Source organism: Leifsonia sp. 563 (genome assembly GCF_040545055.1).
Lineage (GTDB): Bacteria > Actinomycetota > Actinomycetes > Actinomycetales > Microbacteriaceae > Leifsonia.
Genome location: NZ_JBEPLE010000008.1, coordinates 1 through 18,796, shown reverse-complemented (window position 1 = coordinate 18,796; position 18,796 = coordinate 1). Strand labels below are relative to the sequence as shown.

Sequence of the window (18,796 nt, the reverse complement as noted above, 5' to 3'; positions counted from 1 at the left end):
GGCGGCGGTTCAGTAGTACGCCGAGACGGGCGTGTACCAGCCGTAGCCGTCCGTTCCGCGGACGAACAGCTGCGCGGTGTAGCCGTACGCGACCAGGGCGGGCGAGTCGGTGAACGTCCCTCCGGTCGGACCGGGGATGGCCTTCCACCCGGACCAGTCGGCGTTCCACCTGTTGAGGTACGCCTTCCCGTCCGCGCCCTTCACGGCGACCAGGTAGACGTTCGCCGCCGGGTCGTACGCGGCCGACGGACTGCCGGTCAACCCGCCCGTGAGCGCGACGCCCTCGACCACCGTCCACTGCGAGCCGTTGGTGCGACTGTAGGTCTGGTAGAGCTTGTCGTCGGCGCCGCGGGCGAACACATCCACCGACGAGCCGAACACCGTGATCGCCGGCTCTCCGACCAGGGGCACGCCGAACAGGATCTTCTGCGACCCCACCCACTGGCCGGCGAGGGTGCGCACGGAGTGCCAGGTGGTTCCGTCGGTGCTGCGGACGACGACGTGGGAGTCGCCCCACACGGCGTCGAAGGCGACAGCGGGAGGTTCGAGGGCGGTCGGCAGTCCGGGGTCGGTCCAGGGGCCCCAGGTCTTCCCGCTGTCCGTGCTGGTGATCGAGTACACACGGGTGTTGCTGGTCAGCGCCCACAGTTCGATCCGGCCGCGCGATGCGGTCAGCGCCGGTCGTCCGACGATGGTCGTCCCGGCCGGCGGCGAGATGGTGTTCCAGCCGGTCCAGGTCGTCGCCCGGACCTTCCAGGCGATCGCTCCGCTCGTCGTACGCGCGGCCGCCACGTAGCGGCTCTGCCCGGGATCGAAGGTGACGGCGGGAGCGCTCGCGATCGTTCCGCCGAGGCCCGGGTTCCAAGCGATCTCGGGGAGGTGGTGGTTGCCGCTGAGGTCGAACTTCTCCCAAGGGCCGATCGCCGCCCGGTTCGCGAGGAGCACACCGTCGCCCCCGGACTCGGCGACGACATACTTGCCCGTCGCCTTCGAGAGCAGCGCCACCCATCCCTCCGTCGACTCGGTGAGCGTGAACTTCTCCCGATCGCCGATGGATCCGGCACTCGCCCGCAGTTCCGTCGAGGTCGCGTCGACCGTCACGAAGCGGCCGGCGCTCCGCGAGCGGAAGGACACCGACCCGAGGTCGTCGTCGTTGAAGACGAGGTCGAACAGCTCGTCGGTACCGACCGTTGCCGCCTTCGCCCACAGCACGTTCGACTCGTAGCTGACCACCGTGACCTGCCGGGAGTTCGCGCGGGCCGACAGCGACACCTCCGCGGTCGGCGCGGGGACGGTGGGCACGGCTGCCGGCGGGTTCTCGGGCAGGATGCGCCACTGCTGATTGGTGCGGTCGCCCGACGTCTTGCACGCCCAGCTGACGATGGCGGTCCCCTCGTCGGTCTTCCCCTCCGCCACGTCGAGGCACTGGCCGCTCCAGCGGACGTTGGTGAACGTGGTCGATCCGTTGGTGTTGGTGGACGGCTTCCACCGCTGCGCCAGGTCGTCCTTGCTGCAGGTGCGCACGAGGGTGGGCGCCGACTCGGCGGATGCGGTCAGGCACTGCAGCTCCTCCGTCCCGGACGTCGAGCGCCAGGAGGTCAGCATCCCGGAAGCCGGATCCGTCGGGGAGGCCGCCCACGCCCAGTTCTGGTTCTCGCCGTTGATGTCGTTGCCGATCACCCCGTTGCCGGCGGTCGCCGTCAGCACCTTCCCGGTGCCGAGCAGCGTGCGCACGCTGACCCGCGGCTCGCGGCCCAGCGCCCCGACGTCGTTGAAGACCTCGTTCTCGGTGGTGGTGCAGGACCAGAGGATCAAGCGGCTTCCGTTTCCGGTTGCGCCGCCGGCCACGTTGATGCACTTGTTCGAGACAGGGTTGTAGATCGTCCCGTCGCCGCGGTGGTGCCAGACCTGGAGGGCGTCGCCCCGGCGGCAGCGTGCCGTCACGATCGTGCTGTTGTCGGCGACGCCGGAGGCTGCCACGCAGAGGGTCAGGTCCGGGCCGTCCACGTCACCGGGACCCGTGAGGTCGAACACCGTCATCGACCGGCCCTCGTCGTGGAACCGCACCTTCTGGTTGCTTCCGTTGTTGCAGTCCCAGATCCCCAGCTGCCGGCCGGGCTTCGTGTCGCTGTCGGGCACGTCGATGCAGCGACCGGACTGCTGCCCCACCAGCGGGTACGCCTGCGAACCGGGAACCGCCGGCGACGCGGCCGTCTCGGGGTGGGAGACGATCATCCGGGCGTTCTGCGAATCGCAGCCGCCCAGGACCGCGTGGATGCCGAGCACACCGAGGCGCGCGAGCAGGCACTGCCCGTCCTTCTGGTTGCGGAGAGTCGTCGTCCCGTCCGCCTGCTGCTGCACCGACCAGAACAGTCCGGCGCGGTCGCTCCTCTCGTAGCACTGCTGCTCCGTCGCGACCTCATGGCCGTTGTCGGTCGACCATGACGCGAGGCACAGGGCCGACAGCGTGTTCACGATCACGCCCGCCCGTTCGCCGGCCGGGCCGACACCGGCTCGCTCCTGCGGGACGAACGTCCAGCGTGCCGACGTGTCGGTCGCCCGCCGGTTCATGAACAGCGCGCCGCCGGGTTCGCCCCCGCCGTGCAGGGCGAGGCCGGCGTCGATGACGATCGGGGCGTCCGCGGGGAAACCAGGCGTGGCGTTCGGCGCGAGAGAGGCGAGGACGCCGGCGATGTCGTCCGGGTACGGTCCGATGTCCTGGCCCGGGCAGCCGATGTGGCTCATCACCGAGCGGCAGCGGTCGTTCACGACCGGGTGGTTGAGGCTCAGCAGGTGCCCGAACTCGTGGATCATCACCGCCGCCTTCTCGAGCTGGGTGAGTCCGTCCATCTGTGCCCGGTACGCGTCGATCCGCCCGGTGTCGTAGGTGCCGGTCCCGGCGGTGCCGCACGCCGAAGCCCCGGCGGACGCGTACGCGTCGCGGCGGCCGGTCGCCGGGTAGACCGTGACGTATGACGTGTTGGCGTGGAAGGTCGCCGGCGGCTCGGCCGATACTTCGAGGGTGATGAGCCCCGGGAGCGCGTCCTCCCAGGCGGCGGCCGCCGCGCGGACGGCCGTCCGGTAGTTCGCGGGAAGTTCCGGGTCGTACGTCACGTGCATCGCCGGGCGCACCGGCTGGGTCGGCGAGCAGCGGGAGTTGCTCACCGCATCCACCCACGCGAGGGCGGGGCGATCGACGGCCAACACACCGGACGTGACGAGCAGGACGACGGCGACGGCCGCAGCGGCCCAGCGCCCGAAGGAATAACGCAACACGCCCTTTACGACGCGCCGCTCACTCCGCCCATGACGCCCTCGCGCATCTATACCTCTCCCGCGCCCCTCCCCCGCCGTCGAGTACACGATTTCTGCACGCCGCGGCGGCGTGTCGCGGTAAGGAATCGTGTACTCGACGGTGGGGGCGGGGGGTCAGGCGCGGGCGGCGAGGGCGGCGAGGTCGAGGCCGGAGGGGAGCTCGCCGTAGAGGGCGCCGCGCTCGGGGCCGAGCCGGGCGGCGACGAAGGCGTCCGCGACGGCGGCGGGTGCTGTGCGGATGAGCAGGGAAGCCTGCAGCGCGACGGCCAGTGCCGCGACGAGCGGGCGCACCGCCGCCTCGGCCGCGGCGGGGTCGTCGGAGGCGGACGCCGCTGCCGTCGCCAGGCGCGCCCGCAGGCGGTCATGGTGTCCGTCGAAGGTGCGGTACACGCCGCGCGCTGCGGCGAGCTCGGCGTCGAACGCCTCCGCCGCCGCAGGCTCCCGACGCAGCGCGCGCAGCACATCCAGGGCGATCACGTTGCCCGAGCCCTCCCAGATCGCCATCACCGGCTGCTCCCGATACCGCCGGGCCAGCGGGAACGCCTCCGTGTACCCGTTGCCGCCCAGGCACTCCAGCGCCTCGTACGCGTGCCCCGGACCGCGCTTGCACACCCAGTACTTCGTGACGGCGGTCGCGAGCCGGCGGAGCGCCACATCCCCCTCCGGTGCATCCGCATCGTGAGCGCGCGCCAGCCGGAGGGACACAGCGGTCGCCGCCTCCGACTCCAGCGCGAGGTCGGCGAGCACCGCCGTCATCGCCGGCTGGTCGATCAACCGCCGCCCGAACGCCGCGCGGTGCCGCACGTGCCAGGCCGCCTCGGCGACCGCCTGCCGCATCCCCGCCGCGCTGCCGTAGACACAGTCGAGACGCGTGCGGTTCACCATCTCAAGGATTGTGCGCACGCCCCGGCCCTCCTCCCCCAGCAGGTATCCGACCGTCTCGTCGAACTCGACCTCGGACGACGCGTTCGAACGGTTGCCGAGCTTGTCCTTCAGCCGTTGGATGAGGAACACGTTGCGCGCTCCGTCGTCCAGCACGCGTGGCACGAGGAAGCAGGAGAGCCCGTTCGCGGTCTGCGCGAGCACCAGGAACGCGTCCGACATGGGCGCGGAGCAGAACCATTTGTGGCCGGTGAGCAGCCAGCGTCCGTCGCCGTCAGCGAGTGCGCGGGTCGTGTTGGCCCGCACATCCGATCCGCCCTGCTTCTCGGTCATGGCCATCCCGAACAGCGCGGAGGTCTTGCCCGCGAGCAACCGGCCGTCGTAGTCGCGGCTGAGCAGCCGCGGCATCCACTCGGCGGAGAGGCTCTCGGAGGCGGCGAGCGCGGGGACGGCGGCGTGCGTCATCGAGACCGGGCAGGCGTGGCCCGGCTCGACCTGCGCGAACTGCAGGAAAGCCGCGGCGCGAGCGACGTTCGCCCCCGGACGCGGGTCCGCCCACGCCGAGGTGTGGGCACCGGCCGCGACCGCAGCGGCGATGACCCGGTGGTAGCCGTCGTCGTACTCGACCTCGTCGATCCGGTTCCCCCAGCGGTCGAAGGCGTGCAGCTCGGGCTCGTGCCGGTTGGCGAGCTCCGCATCCCGCTGGAACGCCTCCGAGCCGACCAGGCGGCCGATGTCGCCGAGCGAGGGGATGGCCCAGGCGGCGTCATAGCGCTCCACGCCTTCCCGGAGCGGCAGGTTCGCCGCGAACTCGTCCACGTCGACGCGCGGGGGCGCCTGGTTCACGACGGTGTGGGTGACCATGGCGGGAGTCTAGCTCCGCCCGCCGGGTAGGCTGGAGACCCTCATGGCTCACCTTCTCGGCGCGGAATCCCTTCACCTGGAGTACCCGACGCGCACCGTCTTCGACTCGGTCACGCTGGGGCTCTCCGAGGGCGACCGCGTCGGCGTCGTCGGCCGCAACGGCGACGGCAAGTCCACGCTGCTGCAGCTGCTCGCCGGGCGCATCGAGCCGGACTCGGGCCGGGTGACCCGCCGCCGCGGGGTGACGGTCGGGATGCTCGACCAGCGCGACGAGCTGCCGTCGCAGCTGACGGTCGGGCACGCCATCGTCGGCGACCGGGAGGAGCACCTCTGGGCGGGCGATCCGCGCGTCCGCGACGTGCTGGCCGGGCTCGTCTCCGACATCCGCTGGGAGGCGACGATCGGGGAGCTCTCCGGTGGCCAGCGTCGTCGCGTCGCGCTGGCCGCGCTGCTGGTGCACGACCACGACATCCTCTTCCTCGACGAGCCGACGAACCATCTCGACCTGGAGGGCGTCGCCTGGCTCGCCCAGCACCTGAAGGGCCGCTGGTCGGCGGCGTCCGGCGCGCTCGTCGTCGTGACGCACGACCGCTGGTTCCTCGACGAGGTTTCCACGACGACGTGGGAGGTGCACGACGGCATCGTCGAGCCCTTCGAGGGCGGGTACGCCGCCTACGTCCTGCAGCGCGTCGAGCGCGACCGGATGTCCGCGGTCGCGGAGACGAAGCGGCAGAACCTCATGCGTAAGGAGCTGGCGTGGCTGCGCCGCGGTGCACCAGCGCGAACCTCGAAGCCGAAGTTCCGGATGGACGCGGCCGCCACACTGATCGCCGACGAGCCGCCGCCCCGCGACACCGTCGAGCTGACGACGCTGGCCACCTCCCGCCTGGGCAAGGACGTGGTCGACCTGATCGACGTCTCGGTCTCGTACCCGCCGAAGACGGTGCTGCGCGACGTCGAGTGGCGCATCGCCCCCGGCGAGCGCACCGGCATCCTCGGCGTCAACGGAGCGGGCAAGTCGACACTGCTCGGGCTCGTCGCCGGAACGGTGAAGCCGGACTCCGGAACCGTGAAGCGCGGCAAGACGGTGCGCATCGCCACCCTCACCCAGCAGCTCGCCGAGCTCGACGACGTGCAGGACGAGCGGGTCTCCGCGGTCGTGGCGGGCAAGCGGACCACCTACCTCGCCGGCGGCAAGGAGGTCACCCCGGGCCAGCTGCTGGAGCGTCTCGGCTTCTCGAACGCCCAGCTCTCCACCCCGGTGAAGGATCTGTCGGGCGGCCAGAAGCGCCGGTTGCAGCTGCTCCTCATCCTGCTCGACGAGCCGAACGTGCTCATCCTCGACGAGCCGACCAACGACCTCGACACGGACATGCTGGCCGCGATGGAGGACCTCCTCGACTCGTGGCCGGGGACGCTGCTGGTCGTCTCCCACGACAGGTACCTGCTCGAGCGCGTCACCGACCAGCAGTACGCCGTGCTCGACGGCCGCCTGCGGCACCTTCCCGGCGGCGTGGACGAGTACCTGCGTCTGCGCCGCGCACAGGGCGCGGTCGGGGCCGCGACCTCCGACGCTCTCTCGAGCGTCGCATCCACACCGACGACGCCCGCGACCCCATCCCTTTCCGGCGCCGCACTCCGCGCCGCCGAGAAGGAGCTGTCGGCGCTCGACCGCCGCCTCGCCAAGGTGGGCGACCAGGTCGCCGCCAAGCATGAGGAGCTGGCGCGGCACGACCAGAGCGACTACCAGGGCCTCGGCCGGCTCACCGACGAGCTCCGAGCTCTGGAGGGCGAGATCGCCGACCTGGAGACCCGCTGGCTGGAACTCTCGGAACAGCTGGAGGGCTGACCACGCACGCGCGGCATCCCGCGTCCACTCCCCCGGACTGGGGAACGAACTCGGCCTCTCGCTGTGCGATGATCCTGAGGATCGGTCGCGAAACCCGACCCGACGCGGCCGACGGGGACGGGAGCGCCACGTGACTGACCAGGAACGGGCCGACGAGCGGCCCCTGTTCGGACGGGACCGTGCCCGCGAGACGATGCTCCTGGTCGCGCACCGCGCCAAGGAGCGCGGCGGGGCGGTGCTCGTCACCGGCGAGGCCGGCATGGGCAAGACGGCGCTGCTCGCCGATGTCGCCCAGCGGCTCGACGGCTGGACCGTGCTCCGGGTGCACGCCGACTCGTTCGAGTCCGATCTCGCCTACGCGACCGTGGAGACCCTCGTCCGCGGCCTCAACGCCCAGCGGACCGGCACGAAGCGGGGAACGGATGCCGCCATCCGCCCGCCGTCGCCCGGCGACGACCCGCTGACGGTCGGCCGGCTGCTGCTCGACGCCATCGACGCGATCGACGGGCCGGTGTGCCTCATCGTCGACGACGCGCAGTGGGTGGACGAGCCGTCCGCACGGGCTCTCCGCTTCCTGGTGCGACGGCTCGCGGAGCAGTCGTTCCTGTTCACGGCGGCCGCGCGGCCGCAGCCGAACAGCGTCAGCGGCCTGTTCGACGACCTGGCCTCCACCACCACGAACCACGCCCGCGTCGAGCTCACACCGCTGACCGTCGGCGACACGCAGGAGCTCGCCCGCCACATCCTCGGGCACCCCGTCTCACGCCGCACCGCCACGCGTCTGACCGAGGCGACGCAAGGGTCGCCGCTGCTGCTCAGCGTGCTCCTCGGCCAGCTGCGCGACACCTTCGCCCAGGCGCTGCACCCGGCCGGATGGGACCTCCCGGCCACCGCGATCACCCCGCTCGCCACCGCGATCGCCGCCTCCCTGGAGGGCGCCGAGCCGTCCGTGCGCGCAGCGGCGGAGCTCATCGCGGTGCTCCGCGATCCCCTTCCGCTGCCGGTCGTCGGCACCATCGCCCAGCGCCTCGGGATCGACGTGGATGTGCCCGGTGCGGTCGCCCGCGGGCTCGTCCTCGCCGAGACGCGCGACGGTGTCGTCCGCGTCGAGCCGGCGCACGCCATCCTCGCCGACGCCCTCGCGGGCGAGCTGTCGCTGGAGAGGCGCGTCGCCATCCACCGCGTCGCCTCCGAGGTGCTCTCCGGTCACCGGGCGCTGCGGCACCGGGTCGAGGCCGCCGACCGCGCCGACCCGACCCTGGTCGCCGAGCTGCTCTCCGCCGCGCTCACGGTGTCCGACCTCGGGCAGGCGGAGCAGGCCCTCAGCTACGCCAGGTCGGCCGTCGACCTCGCGGACGGCAGCGACGCGGAGCGCGCGCTGCTCGAACTCGGGCTCATCGCCATGCGGTTCCGGATGCACGAGCGCATCCTGGACCTCCGGCCCGCCTTCGAGGCGACCCCGGCGTCGCCCACGCGGGATGCCGTCCTGCTGGAACTGCGGACCCTCTCGCGTGACCTCCCGGGCGCGCTCGCGCTTGCTCTCGAGTTCGAGCGGCGGCCCGCTCTCACCCCGGACGAGCGGGCCCTCCGCTCCCACGTGGCCGAGGCGCTCCCGAAGGTGCTCATGGCGATGGGCGATTTCGCCGGCGTGATCGACCACCTCGACGCCGCACGGGAGCACATCGCCGCCTCCCCCGCGCCGAACGAGGTCGCAGATCCGGCCCTCCGCTGGCTGGCCGCGCCCCAGGACGACCTGACGCGTCTGCTCGGCTGGGCGATCAACTCGGCCGCGCACTCCCGTCGTCCCGACCTGTTCGGTCCGCTCACCGTCGAACTCGACGAGCTGCTCGTCGGGCACGAGTCACCCGCAGCGGTGGATGCGCTGGTCAGCCGCTCACGCGTCTTCATCCTCAGCGGCGACATCGGGCGCGCACGTGCCGACCTGGCGCGCGCGGCGGACCTGGTGCGGCGCTTCCCCTCCAGCTGGACGGCCGGATTCGCACGCACGATGTACGCGCACATCCTCTTCCTCACCGGCGAATGGGAGGACTCCGTCACCCTGGCGGACACGGCCGTCGCGCTCGCGCTCGACGAGACCGACCTGTCCTGCTGGCCGATCGCCCTGTGGACCTCCGCGCTGGTACGCGCCGGCCGCGGCGAGGCGGAGGCCGTCGAGGAGCGGCTCCGCGCCGCCGCGCAGGCCGACCCGCGCATCACCGGATCGTACGACGGCGACCTGCCGCATCTCGCGCGTGCGGAGCTCGGGCGCGCCCTGGACCGGCCCGAGGAGCAGCTGGCGGCCGCCGAGCAAGCGGAGGCTGCCGCCTCCCGCGGCTCCACGCTCGGCTGGCTGACGTACCGGATCGACGCCCTCGCGGCCCTGGGGCGGCCGGCGGAGGCGCGCGAGGCGTACGAGCGCGCAGCGTCGTCGCCGATGTGGCGGCCGTACTACGGCTCTCTGCGCTGGCTCGAGGGGCGGGTGCTCGAAGCCGAGGGGCGCACCGCCGAGGCGCTCGACGCCTACGAAGACGCGGTCGCCGAGCCCGGGGCGGAGCGCTTCCCCTTCCCCCGCGCGGTGGCTGCCCTGGACGCCGGACGGCTCGCCGCCGCGCAGCCGGGCGCCACGGCCGACGGCAGAGAGCGGGCGCGGGCGCAGCTGGATGCGGCGGCCGAGACCTTCCGCAGGCTCGGGGCAGCGGGATACCTCGCCCGCTGCGTACGTCTACTGGACGAAACGGCGGTCGCGACCTCTGCCGTCGACCCGCTCGCGACGCTCACGACGCGGGAGCGGCAGGTGGCGCACGCGCTCGCCGCGGGGATGACGAACAAGGAGATCGCGGAGCGCCTCTACGTGTCCGTGACGACCGTCAACTTCCACGTCCGCAACATCCTCTCGAAGCTCGGACTGCGCTCGCGCCGCGACCTCCGCACGCTGTCGCGGAGGAGACCCGTCAAGTCTTGACGGTTTCGCGCTCTGGGCACCGTTCGCGGGCCGAGCGCTGGTTAGGGTGAGAACACCTGGGATGCCCGGCCCGGGACGTGGATACGCTTCAGATTCCGACGAATCGTCTCAACCCGACGCGTGTCGTGGCCGGGCATCCTCGGGCATCCGCATCCCCGGGTATCCGCAGTCAGTCGCCGAGGATGCGTGCCCCATGCACCGGCCCGGTGGCGCGGACCGCCCTCACCCGGGAAGCGCTGAGCGCGATCTGCAGGTCGATGGCCGAATCGAGATCGGCCGCCAGGAAGGCGACGGTCGGGCCGGATCCGGACACGATTCCGGCCAAAGCCCCGTTCATCTCGCCCAGCTCGATCACGTCGGCGATCTCGGGCACCAGGTGGATGGCCGGAGCCTGCAGGTCGTTCGTCAGAGCCTCCGCGAGCATGGCCGGCTCACCGGCGCGGAGGGCCTGCAGCACGGCGGAGTCGACGGTGGGCGTAACCTGCGCCGGGGCGATGTCGGCCGCGTGGCGCTCGCGGTGCCGGTCGAGCTCGCTGTAGACGCGCGGTGTGCTCAGCTCGCCGTCCGGGAGCGCCAGCACCCAGTGGAACTGGCCCGTCGCCAGGGCGGGGCTCAACCGGTCGCCGCGACCGGTGCCGATGGCAGTGCCGCCGACCAGGGCGAAGGGCACGTCAGCGCCCAGCGTCGAGGCGAGCGTCAGGAGTTCTTCCCGTCCGAGCTCCGTGCCCCAGAGCGTGTCGCAGGCGACCAGCGTGGCGGCGGCGTCCGCCGAGCCTCCGCCCATCCCGCCGGCGATGGGAACGTGCTTGTCGATCTCCAGCCGGACACCACTGGAGTAACCGGTCCTCTTGGCCAGCAGGCGCGCGGCCTTGATCGCCAGATTGGATTCGTCCCGCGGCAGACCGCTCGTGTCGACGCTGCCGCCGAAGCTCACCGAGAAGTCATCGGCGTGGTACGCGCGGACGTCCTCGTAGAGGGAGACGGCCTGATAGGCGGTCGCGACGTCGTGGTAGCCGTCCTCCATGACGGCGCCGACACGCATGAACACGTTGATCTTGCCCGGGGCGCGAACATGCACGCCGTCGACGTCCCACGCGTCCACCATGTCTCCAACCTACACACACCGGAACGCCCATGCTGGGCACGGCCTGAGCGCCTGTTCGCGCCGCCGCTACTCCGCGCCCGCGGCCGCCAGGCGTGCGAAGTCGGCCAGGGCGAGCTGCTCGCCGCGGAGGGACGGAGAGATGGCCGCCGCCAGCAGAGCCGCCTCCGCCGACGCGGGGTCGCCGTAGACCGGGGCGAGGGCCTGGCGGAGCGTCTTGCGGCGCTGCTGGAAGGCGGCATCGACGAGGGCGAAGGTGCGGAGGCGGAGCTGCTCGTCGCCCGGCGGGTCGTCACGCCGCTCGAAGGCGACGAGGACCGAGTCGACGTTCGGCACCGGCCAGAAGATCTGCCGGCTGACGGAACCGGCGGTGCGCCAGGTGCCGTACCAGGCGGCCTTCACGCTCGGGGCGCCATAGACCTTGGAGCCGGGCTGCGCGGCGATCCGGTGCCCGACCTCGGCCTGCACCATCACGACGCCGGAGCGGAGGCTCGGGAAGTGCTCCAGGAAGTGGAGGAGCACCGGGACCGAGACGTTGTAGGGAAGGTTCGCGACCAGGCGCACGGGGTCGACCGGAAGCTCGGTGATGGCCAGGGCATCCCGATGCACCACGGTCAGGTGCGGGGCGGCGTCCGGCGCCAGCTGGGCCACCGTCGTGGGCAGCTGCGCGGCGAGCCGCCCGTCGATCTCGACGGCCACCACGTCCGCTCCGGCCTCGAGCAGGCCGAGGGTGAGGGATCCGAGCCCGGGGCCGATCTCTACAACGCTGTCTCCCGCCTGGACCTCGGCGACGCGGACGATCCGACGGACGGTGTTGGCGTCGATCACGAAGTTCTGGCCGAGCTTCTTCGTCGGGGTGACGTCGAGCAGCTCCGCCAGGTCGCGGATCTCCGCCGGGCCGAGCAGCCGGAGCTCGGTCACGCGATGATCCCGATGGGAGTGGTCGGCGGCGGTCCGACGGGCTCGCTGTCCCACCGGCCGTACACGAGCTCCGTGTTGGAGTTGATCTGCGCGGCGAGGGTCGAGGCGTCCGTTCCCATCACCTCGGCCATGGCCCGGAGGGTGTGCGGGATGAGGTACGGCGCATTCGGGCGGCCGCGGAACGGCATCGGCGTGAGGAAGGGGGCGTCCGTCTCCACCATCACCAGGTGGCGCGGGGCCGCCTCGAGGGCGGCACGGAGGTTGGGCGCGTTCTTGAAAGTGACGTTACCCGCGAACGACATGTACCAGCCGTTGTCGGCGCAGATGCGGGCCAGCTCGACATCGCCCGAGAAGCAGTGGAACACGGTCCGCTCGGGGGCTCCGACCCGCTTCAGCGTGGCGACGACGGCCGCGTGCGCGTCGCGGTCGTGGATCTGCAGCGCGATGTCGTTCTGCTTCGCGATCTCGATGTGGGCCTCGAATGACCGGAACTGCGCGTCACGCCGAGGCCCCTCCTCCGTGCGGAAGAAGTCGAGGCCGGTCTCGCCGACGGCGCGGACCCGGGGTCGGCCCGCGAGCTCGGCGATCACGGCGAGGGCGTCATCCAGCTCTCCGCGTTCGTCGTAGTCCGGCGCGTCGTTCGGGTGCAGCGCGACGGCGGCCAGCATCCGCGGCTCGACGGCGGCCGTCTCGGCCGACCACCGGGACGTCTCGACGTCGTTGCCCACCTGGACGACCCCGCGCACGCCCACGCTGGACGCGCGGTCCAGCTGCTCGCGGTAGTCGAGCGGCTGCTCGCCGTCGGCGATCTCGAGGTGCGTGTGGTTGTCGTAGACGGGAACGGTCAGCGCCTCAGGCAGCGGAGGGTAGCTGAGGTCGCGGCCGTCGGTGACGTGCCGCTGCCGGACGAACGACGGGTCCGTCATACCGCGGCGACCGCCTCCGCGTCGATCCGCGGGAACAGCGCCTCGAGACCATTGACCTCCGTGCCGGCCGGCAGCTGACCCCAGTCGCCCGCCGTCCGGAGCGGCTGCGCGTCGAGCGCGCCCAGTTCGCCGGCGACGCCGAGCGACTCCCACAGCTTTCCGGTCGCGACCGGGATCACCGGCGACAGCAGAACGGCGAGGGAGCGCAGCCCCTCGGCCGCCGTGTAGAGCACGGTGCCGAGTCGCTCGCGCTTGGCCTCATCCTTCGCCAGGGTCCACGGCTCCTGCTCGGTGATGTAGCCGTTGAGCTCGTCGACGATCCGCCAGATCGCCGTCAGGGCGTCGTGGATCGCCAGCCGCGAGATCGCCGCGTCGGCGTCGGCCGCCGCGGTGCGGACGACCTCCTGCACGTGCAGGTCGACCTCCTGGTACTCGCCCGCCGGCGGCACGATGCCCTCGAAGTACCGCGTCACCATCGCGATCACGCGCGACGCCAGGTTGCCGAAGCCGTTGGCGAGCTCGGCCTGATACCTGGCCGCCAGATCCTCCCAGCTGAACGAGCCGTCCTGCCCGAAGTTGATGGCGCGCATGAAGTAGTAGCGGAACGCGTCTGAGCCGAACGTGTCGGTGATCTGCGTCGGCGCGATGCCCGTCAGCTTGGACTTGGACATCTTCTCGCCGCCCACGAGCAGCCAGCCGTGACCGAACACGCGCTTCGGCACCTCGAGGCCGGCTGCCATCAGCATGGCGGGCCAGATGACCGCGTGGAACCGCAGGATGTCTTTGCCGACCAGATGATTGGCGGGCCAGCGACGGGCGAACTCCTCGTCGTCCTGCCCGTAGCCGACGGCGGTGATGTAGTTGAGCAGCGCGTCGAACCACACGTAGACGACGTGGGACTCGTCCCACGGCACCTTGATGCCCCAGTCGAAGCTCGAGCGCGAGATGGACAGGTCGCTCAGCCCCTGACGCACGAAGCTGACCACCTCGTTGCGGGCCGACTCGGGCTGCACGAAGTCCGGGCGCTCCTCGTAGAGCGACAGCAGGCGGTCGGCGAACTGGCTCATCCGGAAGAAGTAGTTCTTCTCCTGCAGCAGTTCCAGTGGCTTCGAGTGGATGGCGCAGACCTTCTGGCCCTCGTACTCCCCCGTGCCGTCGACGATCTCGCTCTGCGGCTTGAACTCCTCGCAGCCCACGCAGTACAGCGCCTCGTACTCGCCGGCGTAGATATAGCCGTCGTCGTAGAGCTTCTGCAGGAACTTCTGGACGTTGACCTCGTGCCGCTCGTCGGTGGTGCGGATGAAGTCGTCGTTGGCGATGTCGACGGTGTCGAGCAGCGGCAGCCACTCCTCGGTGACCAGCTTGTCGGCCCACTGCTTCGGCGTGGTGCCGTTGGCGGTCGCCGTGCGCAGGATCTTCTGCCCGTGCTCGTCGGTGCCGGTGAGCAGCCAGGTGTCGTCGCCGGCCTGGCGGTGCCAGCGGGCGAGGACGTCGGCCGCGACCTCCGTGTAGGCATGCCCGATGTGCGGGACATCATTCACGTAGAAGATCGGCGTGGTGATGTAGAAGGAAGAGCCGTCGGACATGGTGACTATCCTACGGGCGCTGGAGCACGCGATCCGGTGTGTTACTCCGCCTGTGGAGAACGGGTTGCGCTGTGGACGGACTCGTCAGCGGCGCCGTTCGAGGGCGGCCTGGTAGAGGTCGCGCTTCCCGAGGCCCGTCGCCTCGGCGACCTCGGCCGCCGCATCCTTCAGCCGCGTGCCCGAGGCGACCAGAGCGAGCACCTGCTGCACCGCCGCTTCGGGGTCGGCCGCCCGCGCCGGAGCGCCGGCGACGACGACGACGATCTCTCCGCGCACGCCGTCGGCGGCCCAGGCGGCCAGTTCCGCCGCGGTGCCTCGACGCACCTCTTCGTAGAGCTTCGTCAGCTCGCGGCAGACGACGACGCGCCGGTCGGCGCCGAGCGCCGTCGCGATGTCGCCGAGGGAGGCGGCGAGCCGGTTCGGCGACTCGAAGAACACCATGGTCCGCGGCTCGGCGGCGACCGCCCGCAGGGTGGACAGCCGCTCCCCCTGCTTGCGCGGGAGGAAACCCTCGAAGGTGAAGCGGTCGGTCGGGAGGCCGGAGACGGCGAGCGCAGTCAGCACGGCCGACGGCCCGGGCAGCGCCGTCACGCCCACCCCCGCCGCGGCGGCCGCCTCGACCAGGTGGAATCCGGGGTCGGACACCGTGGGCATCCCGGCGTCGGAGAGCAGCACCACATCCTGATCGCGCGCCAGCTCCACGAGCTCCGCCGCCCGATCCCGCTCGTTGTGGTCGTGCAGGGCGATCAGCCGCGGGCGGTTCTCGACGCCGAGGCCCGCCAGCAGCCGCTGGGCGACCCGGGTGTCCTCCGCCGCGACCACCGTCGCCGCGGACAGCACCTCCACCAGCCGCCGCGACGCGTCGCCGAGATTGCCGATCGGAGTCGCGGCGAGGATGATCATGGCTTCTAGTGTGGCAGTCGAAAGTTGTCTGTCCGTCGAAAGGCGACACCGAGCCTCCGCCCCTAGCATGGCTGGGTGACCTCTGCTCCTCCGACCGACCTCCCGGCCGCGCACGTCGCCGCCGTCCCCGTCGGCACGCGCCTCGACGACTGGTGGGCGCGCGTCCTCGGAACACCGGCCCGCCTGCGACTGTGGATGTGGGGCGCGCCCGTCGCGGTGACCCTGCTCGCCGCCGTGTTGCGGCTGTGGAACCTGGGCCAGCCGCACGCGCTCGTCTTCGACGAGACCTTCTACGTGAAGGACTCCTGGAGCATTTGGAACCTCGGCTACGAGGGCAGCTGGCCCGACAAGGCCGATGCGCGATTCGCCGCGGGCCAGACGCAGATCTTCGACGCGGATCCGTCGTTCGTCGCGCATCCACCCCTCGGCAAGTGGCTGATCGGGCTCGGGATGGCGGCCACCGGCCCGGCGAACTCGTTCGGCTGGCGGGAGTCCACCGCGATCGCCGGGACGATCGCCGTGCTGCTCGTCTTCCTCATCGCGCGGACCCTGTTCCGCTCGACGATGCTCGCCACGATCGCCGGTTTCCTGTTCGCGATCGACGGTCACGCCATCGTGATGAGCCGCGTCGCGCTCCTCGACAACTTCGTGATGTTCTTCGCGCTGCTGGCGTTCTGCTGCATCCTGCTCGACCGGCGCTGGGCGGCCGATCGGCTGGCTGCCAAGGTCGCGGCCGCCCGGTCGGCGGGTCGCGATCCGGCGTGGGGGCCCGTGCTGTGGTGGCGTCCCTGGCTGATCGCCGCGGGCATCCTCTGCGGGCTGTGCGCCGGGGTCAAGTGGACCGGTTTCTACTTCCTCGCCTTCTTCGCCGTGTACACGGTCGTGGTGGATGCGGTGGCCCGCCGCCGAGAGAGGCTGCCGTTCTACGCGAGCGGCGCCCTGCTCAAGCAGGCGCCGGCGACCTTCGTGCTGATGGTCCCGCTCGCGTTCGTCGCCTACGTCGCGACATGGACGGGCTGGATCCTGTCGAGCAACGGCTACTACCGCCACTGGGCGGAGGCCGCGCACGCGCAGTGGACGGGCGCCTTCAGCTGGGTGCCGCTCTGGGTGCAGAACCTCTGGTACTACCAGACGCAGATGTACAACTACAGCATCAACCTGCACACCCCGCACCCCTACCAGTCGAACCCGCTGACGTGGACGCTGATGCTGCGGCCGACGAGCATGTACTACGTCGGAACGACGAAGGGGCAGGACGGCTGCCAGTGGGACTCCTGCTCTGCGGCGATCACCTCGCTCGGCAACCCGCTCATCTGGTGGGCGGGAACGGCCGCGATCCTCTTCCTGGTGTACTGGCTGATCCGCTACCGCGACTGGAGGATCGGCCTCATCCTCACCGGGCTGGCGGCGGGCTACCTGCCGTGGTGGCTCTACATGGGCCGGACGATCTTCACCTTCTACTCGATCGCCTTCGAGCCGTACCTCATCCTCGCCCTCACGGCGGCCATCGCGATCGTGCTCGGGAAACGCACCGATCCGGAGCCGCGACGGCGCCGCGGCATCCTCTGGACCGGCGTCTTCCTGGCCGCCTGCACCCTGGTGAGCGCGTTCTTCTGGCCGATCTGGACGGGCCAGCAGGTGCCGTTCTGGTTCTGGCAGATCCACATGTGGCTGCCCAGCTGGGTGTAGCGAATGGGTCGGCTGGACGCTCCATCCGGTGCCCTATCCGGTGTCGGAGGCCGGTGGTAGACCGAGTGGTATGACCGATGCGGAACAGCCCCTCGACCTCGTCCCCCTTCCCGGAAGCGAACGGCCGGAACGTCCCGGCTTCCGCGCGCACGGCGGCCTCGCGCCCGACTCCCGGGTGGATGCGACGCTCGTCCTGCGCCGCCGCGCCGAACTCCCGCAGAGCGCCTTCGCCGAGCCGCTGAGCCGCGACGAGCTCGCGGAACGCTACGGCGCGTCCCCGCAGGACGTCGAGCTGGTCCGCAGCACGCTCGAAGGGCTCGGGCTGACCGTCGACGAAGTGGATGCGGGCGCGCGTCGTGTCCGCGTCTCCGGCCCCGTGCAGACCGTCGCGCGGGTGTTCGGCACCGACCTGGCCGAGTCGAGCGCCGAAGACGCGGGCGAGGGTGCGACCGTCTACCGGCAGCGGACAGGCGGGCTCAGCATCCCGGCCGCGCTCGCCGGAGTGGTGACCGCCGTCCTCGGTCTCGACGACCGGCCCCAGGCACGGGCCCAGTACCGCTACGTCCCCGCGGCCGCGGTCAACACGAGCTACACACCGCCGCAGCTCGGCACGGTCTACGCGTTCCCCGACGGCACCGACGGGAGCGGGCAGACCATCGCGATCATCGAACTCGGCGGCGGCTACGTGCAGGAGGACCTCGACACCTACTTCGCCGGCCTCGGCATCCCGACGCCCAGCGTGCGCGCGGTCGGCGTCGACGGCGGCTCGAACGCACCGGACGGCAACCCGAACGGCGCCGACGGCGAGGTCATGCTCGACATCGAGGTGGCCGGCGCGCTGGCCCCGAAGGCCGAGATCGTCGTCTACTTCGCGCCCAACACCGACGCCGGCTTCCTGGATGCCGTGACCACCGCCGCGCACGCGGACCCGACCCCCGCGGCGATCAGCATCAGCTGGGGTCAGTCGGAGGACGGCTGGACGGCGCAGGCGCGCACGGCGTTCGATGAGGCGCTGCAGGACGCCGCCGCCCTCGGTGTGACGACCACCGCGGCTGCGGGAGACGACGGGAGCAGCGACCGGGTCGGCGACGGCCGGCCGCACGTCGACTTCCCCGCCTCCTCGCCGCACGCGCTCGCCTGCGGCGGCACGCGGCTCGAGGCGGACACCTCGACCGGCACGGTGCGCTCGGAGATCGTGTGGAACAACGGCACGGGCGGCGGCGCGACCGGCGGCGGCGTCAGCGCCGTGTTCCCGCTGCCGTCGTGGCAGGCGGGAGTCGGGGTGCCGTCGGGTGCGGACGGGACCGACGCGGGAGGCTCGGCCAACGGCCCGGGCGGGCGCGGGGTGCCCGACGTCTCGGCGGTCGCGGACCCGCAGACCGGATACCGCATCCGCGTCGACGGTCAGGACACCGTGATCGGCGGCACCAGCGCGGTCGCCCCGCTGTGGGCGGCGCTCGTCGCGCGGCTCGCGCAGTCCACGGGGAAGCCGCTCGGACTCCTCCAGCCCCGGCTGTACGACTCGGTTCCCGCCGGGAAGGTGGCGGACGGGTTCCGCGACATCACGACCGGCGACAACGGCGCCTACCGGGCGACGGCCGGGTGGGACGCCTGCACGGGTCTGGGCGTGCCGGACGGGACGCGACTGCTGTCGTCGCTCTGACCGGCCCGGGCAGGCGGCCGGGGGGGGGGGGGGGGGGCCCGGGGGGGGGGGGGGGGGGGGGGGGGGGGGGGCGCGCCCCCCCCCCCCCCCCGCCCGCCGGGGCGGGCCCCCGCGGGGCGCGGGGCCGCCGCCAC

General features: G+C 71.9%; 11 protein-coding genes. 4 read left to right on the top strand and 7 right to left on the bottom strand.

What is annotated here, in order from left to right; all coding sequences use genetic code 11:
* Window positions 1–9: 9 nt before the first annotated feature.
* Together ABIC47_RS17940 and ABIC47_RS17935 are read right to left on the bottom strand one after the other, a co-directional pair.
* A complete protein-coding gene (locus tag ABIC47_RS17940; protein ID WP_354482688.1) occupies window positions 10–3,276 on the bottom strand; it encodes a ricin-type beta-trefoil lectin domain protein in 3,267 nt (1,088 codons plus the stop codon).
* Between the two features lie 153 nt (window positions 3,277–3,429).
* Window positions 3,430–5,061, bottom strand: a complete 1,632-nt coding sequence (locus ABIC47_RS17935) for an acyl-CoA dehydrogenase family protein (RefSeq protein ID WP_354482686.1) — start codon at window positions 5,059–5,061, stop codon at window positions 3,430–3,432.
* Window positions 5,062–5,104: 43 nt separating this feature from the next.
* On the opposite strand from ABIC47_RS17935, the gene ABIC47_RS17930 reads away from it, so the two are divergent.
* Both ABIC47_RS17930 and ABIC47_RS17925 read left to right on the top strand, forming a co-directional pair.
* Window positions 5,105–6,910, top strand: coding sequence for an ABC-F family ATP-binding cassette domain-containing protein (locus tag ABIC47_RS17930; protein ID WP_354482683.1), 1,806 nt, complete (start codon window positions 5,105–5,107; stop codon window positions 6,908–6,910).
* 130 nt (window positions 6,911–7,040) lie between these two features.
* On the top strand, window positions 7,041–9,872 hold the full coding sequence (locus ABIC47_RS17925) for a helix-turn-helix transcriptional regulator (protein WP_354482680.1): 2,832 nt from the start codon (window positions 7,041–7,043) through the stop codon (window positions 9,870–9,872).
* 169 nt (window positions 9,873–10,041) lie between these two features.
* On the opposite strand, the gene ABIC47_RS17920 is transcribed toward ABIC47_RS17925, so the two are convergent.
* From ABIC47_RS17920 to rsmI, 5 genes are all read right to left on the bottom strand, one after another.
* The gene (locus ABIC47_RS17920; RefSeq protein ID WP_354482678.1) at window positions 10,042–10,977 is read right to left on the bottom strand and encodes a 4-(cytidine 5'-diphospho)-2-C-methyl-D-erythritol kinase; all 936 of its coding nucleotides are present in this window, start codon (window positions 10,975–10,977) and stop codon (window positions 10,042–10,044) included.
* A gap of 66 nt (window positions 10,978–11,043) precedes the next feature.
* Window positions 11,044–11,895, bottom strand: a complete 852-nt coding sequence (gene rsmA / locus ABIC47_RS17915; protein ID WP_354482676.1) for a 16S rRNA (adenine(1518)-N(6)/adenine(1519)-N(6))-dimethyltransferase RsmA — start codon at window positions 11,893–11,895, stop codon at window positions 11,044–11,046.
* Window positions 11,892–12,821, bottom strand: coding sequence for a TatD family hydrolase (locus tag ABIC47_RS17910; RefSeq protein WP_018191633.1), 930 nt, complete (start codon window positions 12,819–12,821; stop codon window positions 11,892–11,894). Before ABIC47_RS17910 ends, rsmA begins: the two co-directional genes overlap by 4 nt.
* A complete protein-coding gene (gene metG, locus ABIC47_RS17905; protein ID WP_354482673.1) occupies window positions 12,818–14,407 on the bottom strand; it encodes a methionine--tRNA ligase in 1,590 nt (529 codons plus the stop codon). Before metG ends, ABIC47_RS17910 begins: the two co-directional genes overlap by 4 nt.
* A gap of 84 nt (window positions 14,408–14,491) precedes the next feature.
* Window positions 14,492–15,310, bottom strand: coding sequence for a 16S rRNA (cytidine(1402)-2'-O)-methyltransferase (gene rsmI / locus ABIC47_RS17900; protein ID WP_354482670.1), 819 nt, complete (start codon window positions 15,308–15,310; stop codon window positions 14,492–14,494).
* Window positions 15,311–15,385: 75 nt separating this feature from the next.
* Between rsmI and ABIC47_RS17895 the strand changes: the two genes are divergently transcribed.
* The gene (locus tag ABIC47_RS17895) at window positions 15,386–16,999 is read left to right on the top strand and encodes a dolichyl-phosphate-mannose--protein mannosyltransferase (protein ID WP_354482668.1); all 1,614 of its coding nucleotides are present in this window, start codon (window positions 15,386–15,388) and stop codon (window positions 16,997–16,999) included.
* A 70-nt stretch (window positions 17,000–17,069) separates the two neighbouring features.
* The gene (locus tag ABIC47_RS17890) at window positions 17,070–18,662 is read left to right on the top strand and encodes a S53 family peptidase (protein WP_354482666.1); all 1,593 of its coding nucleotides are present in this window, start codon (window positions 17,070–17,072) and stop codon (window positions 18,660–18,662) included.
* The last annotated feature ends 134 nt before the right edge of the window (window positions 18,663–18,796 follow it).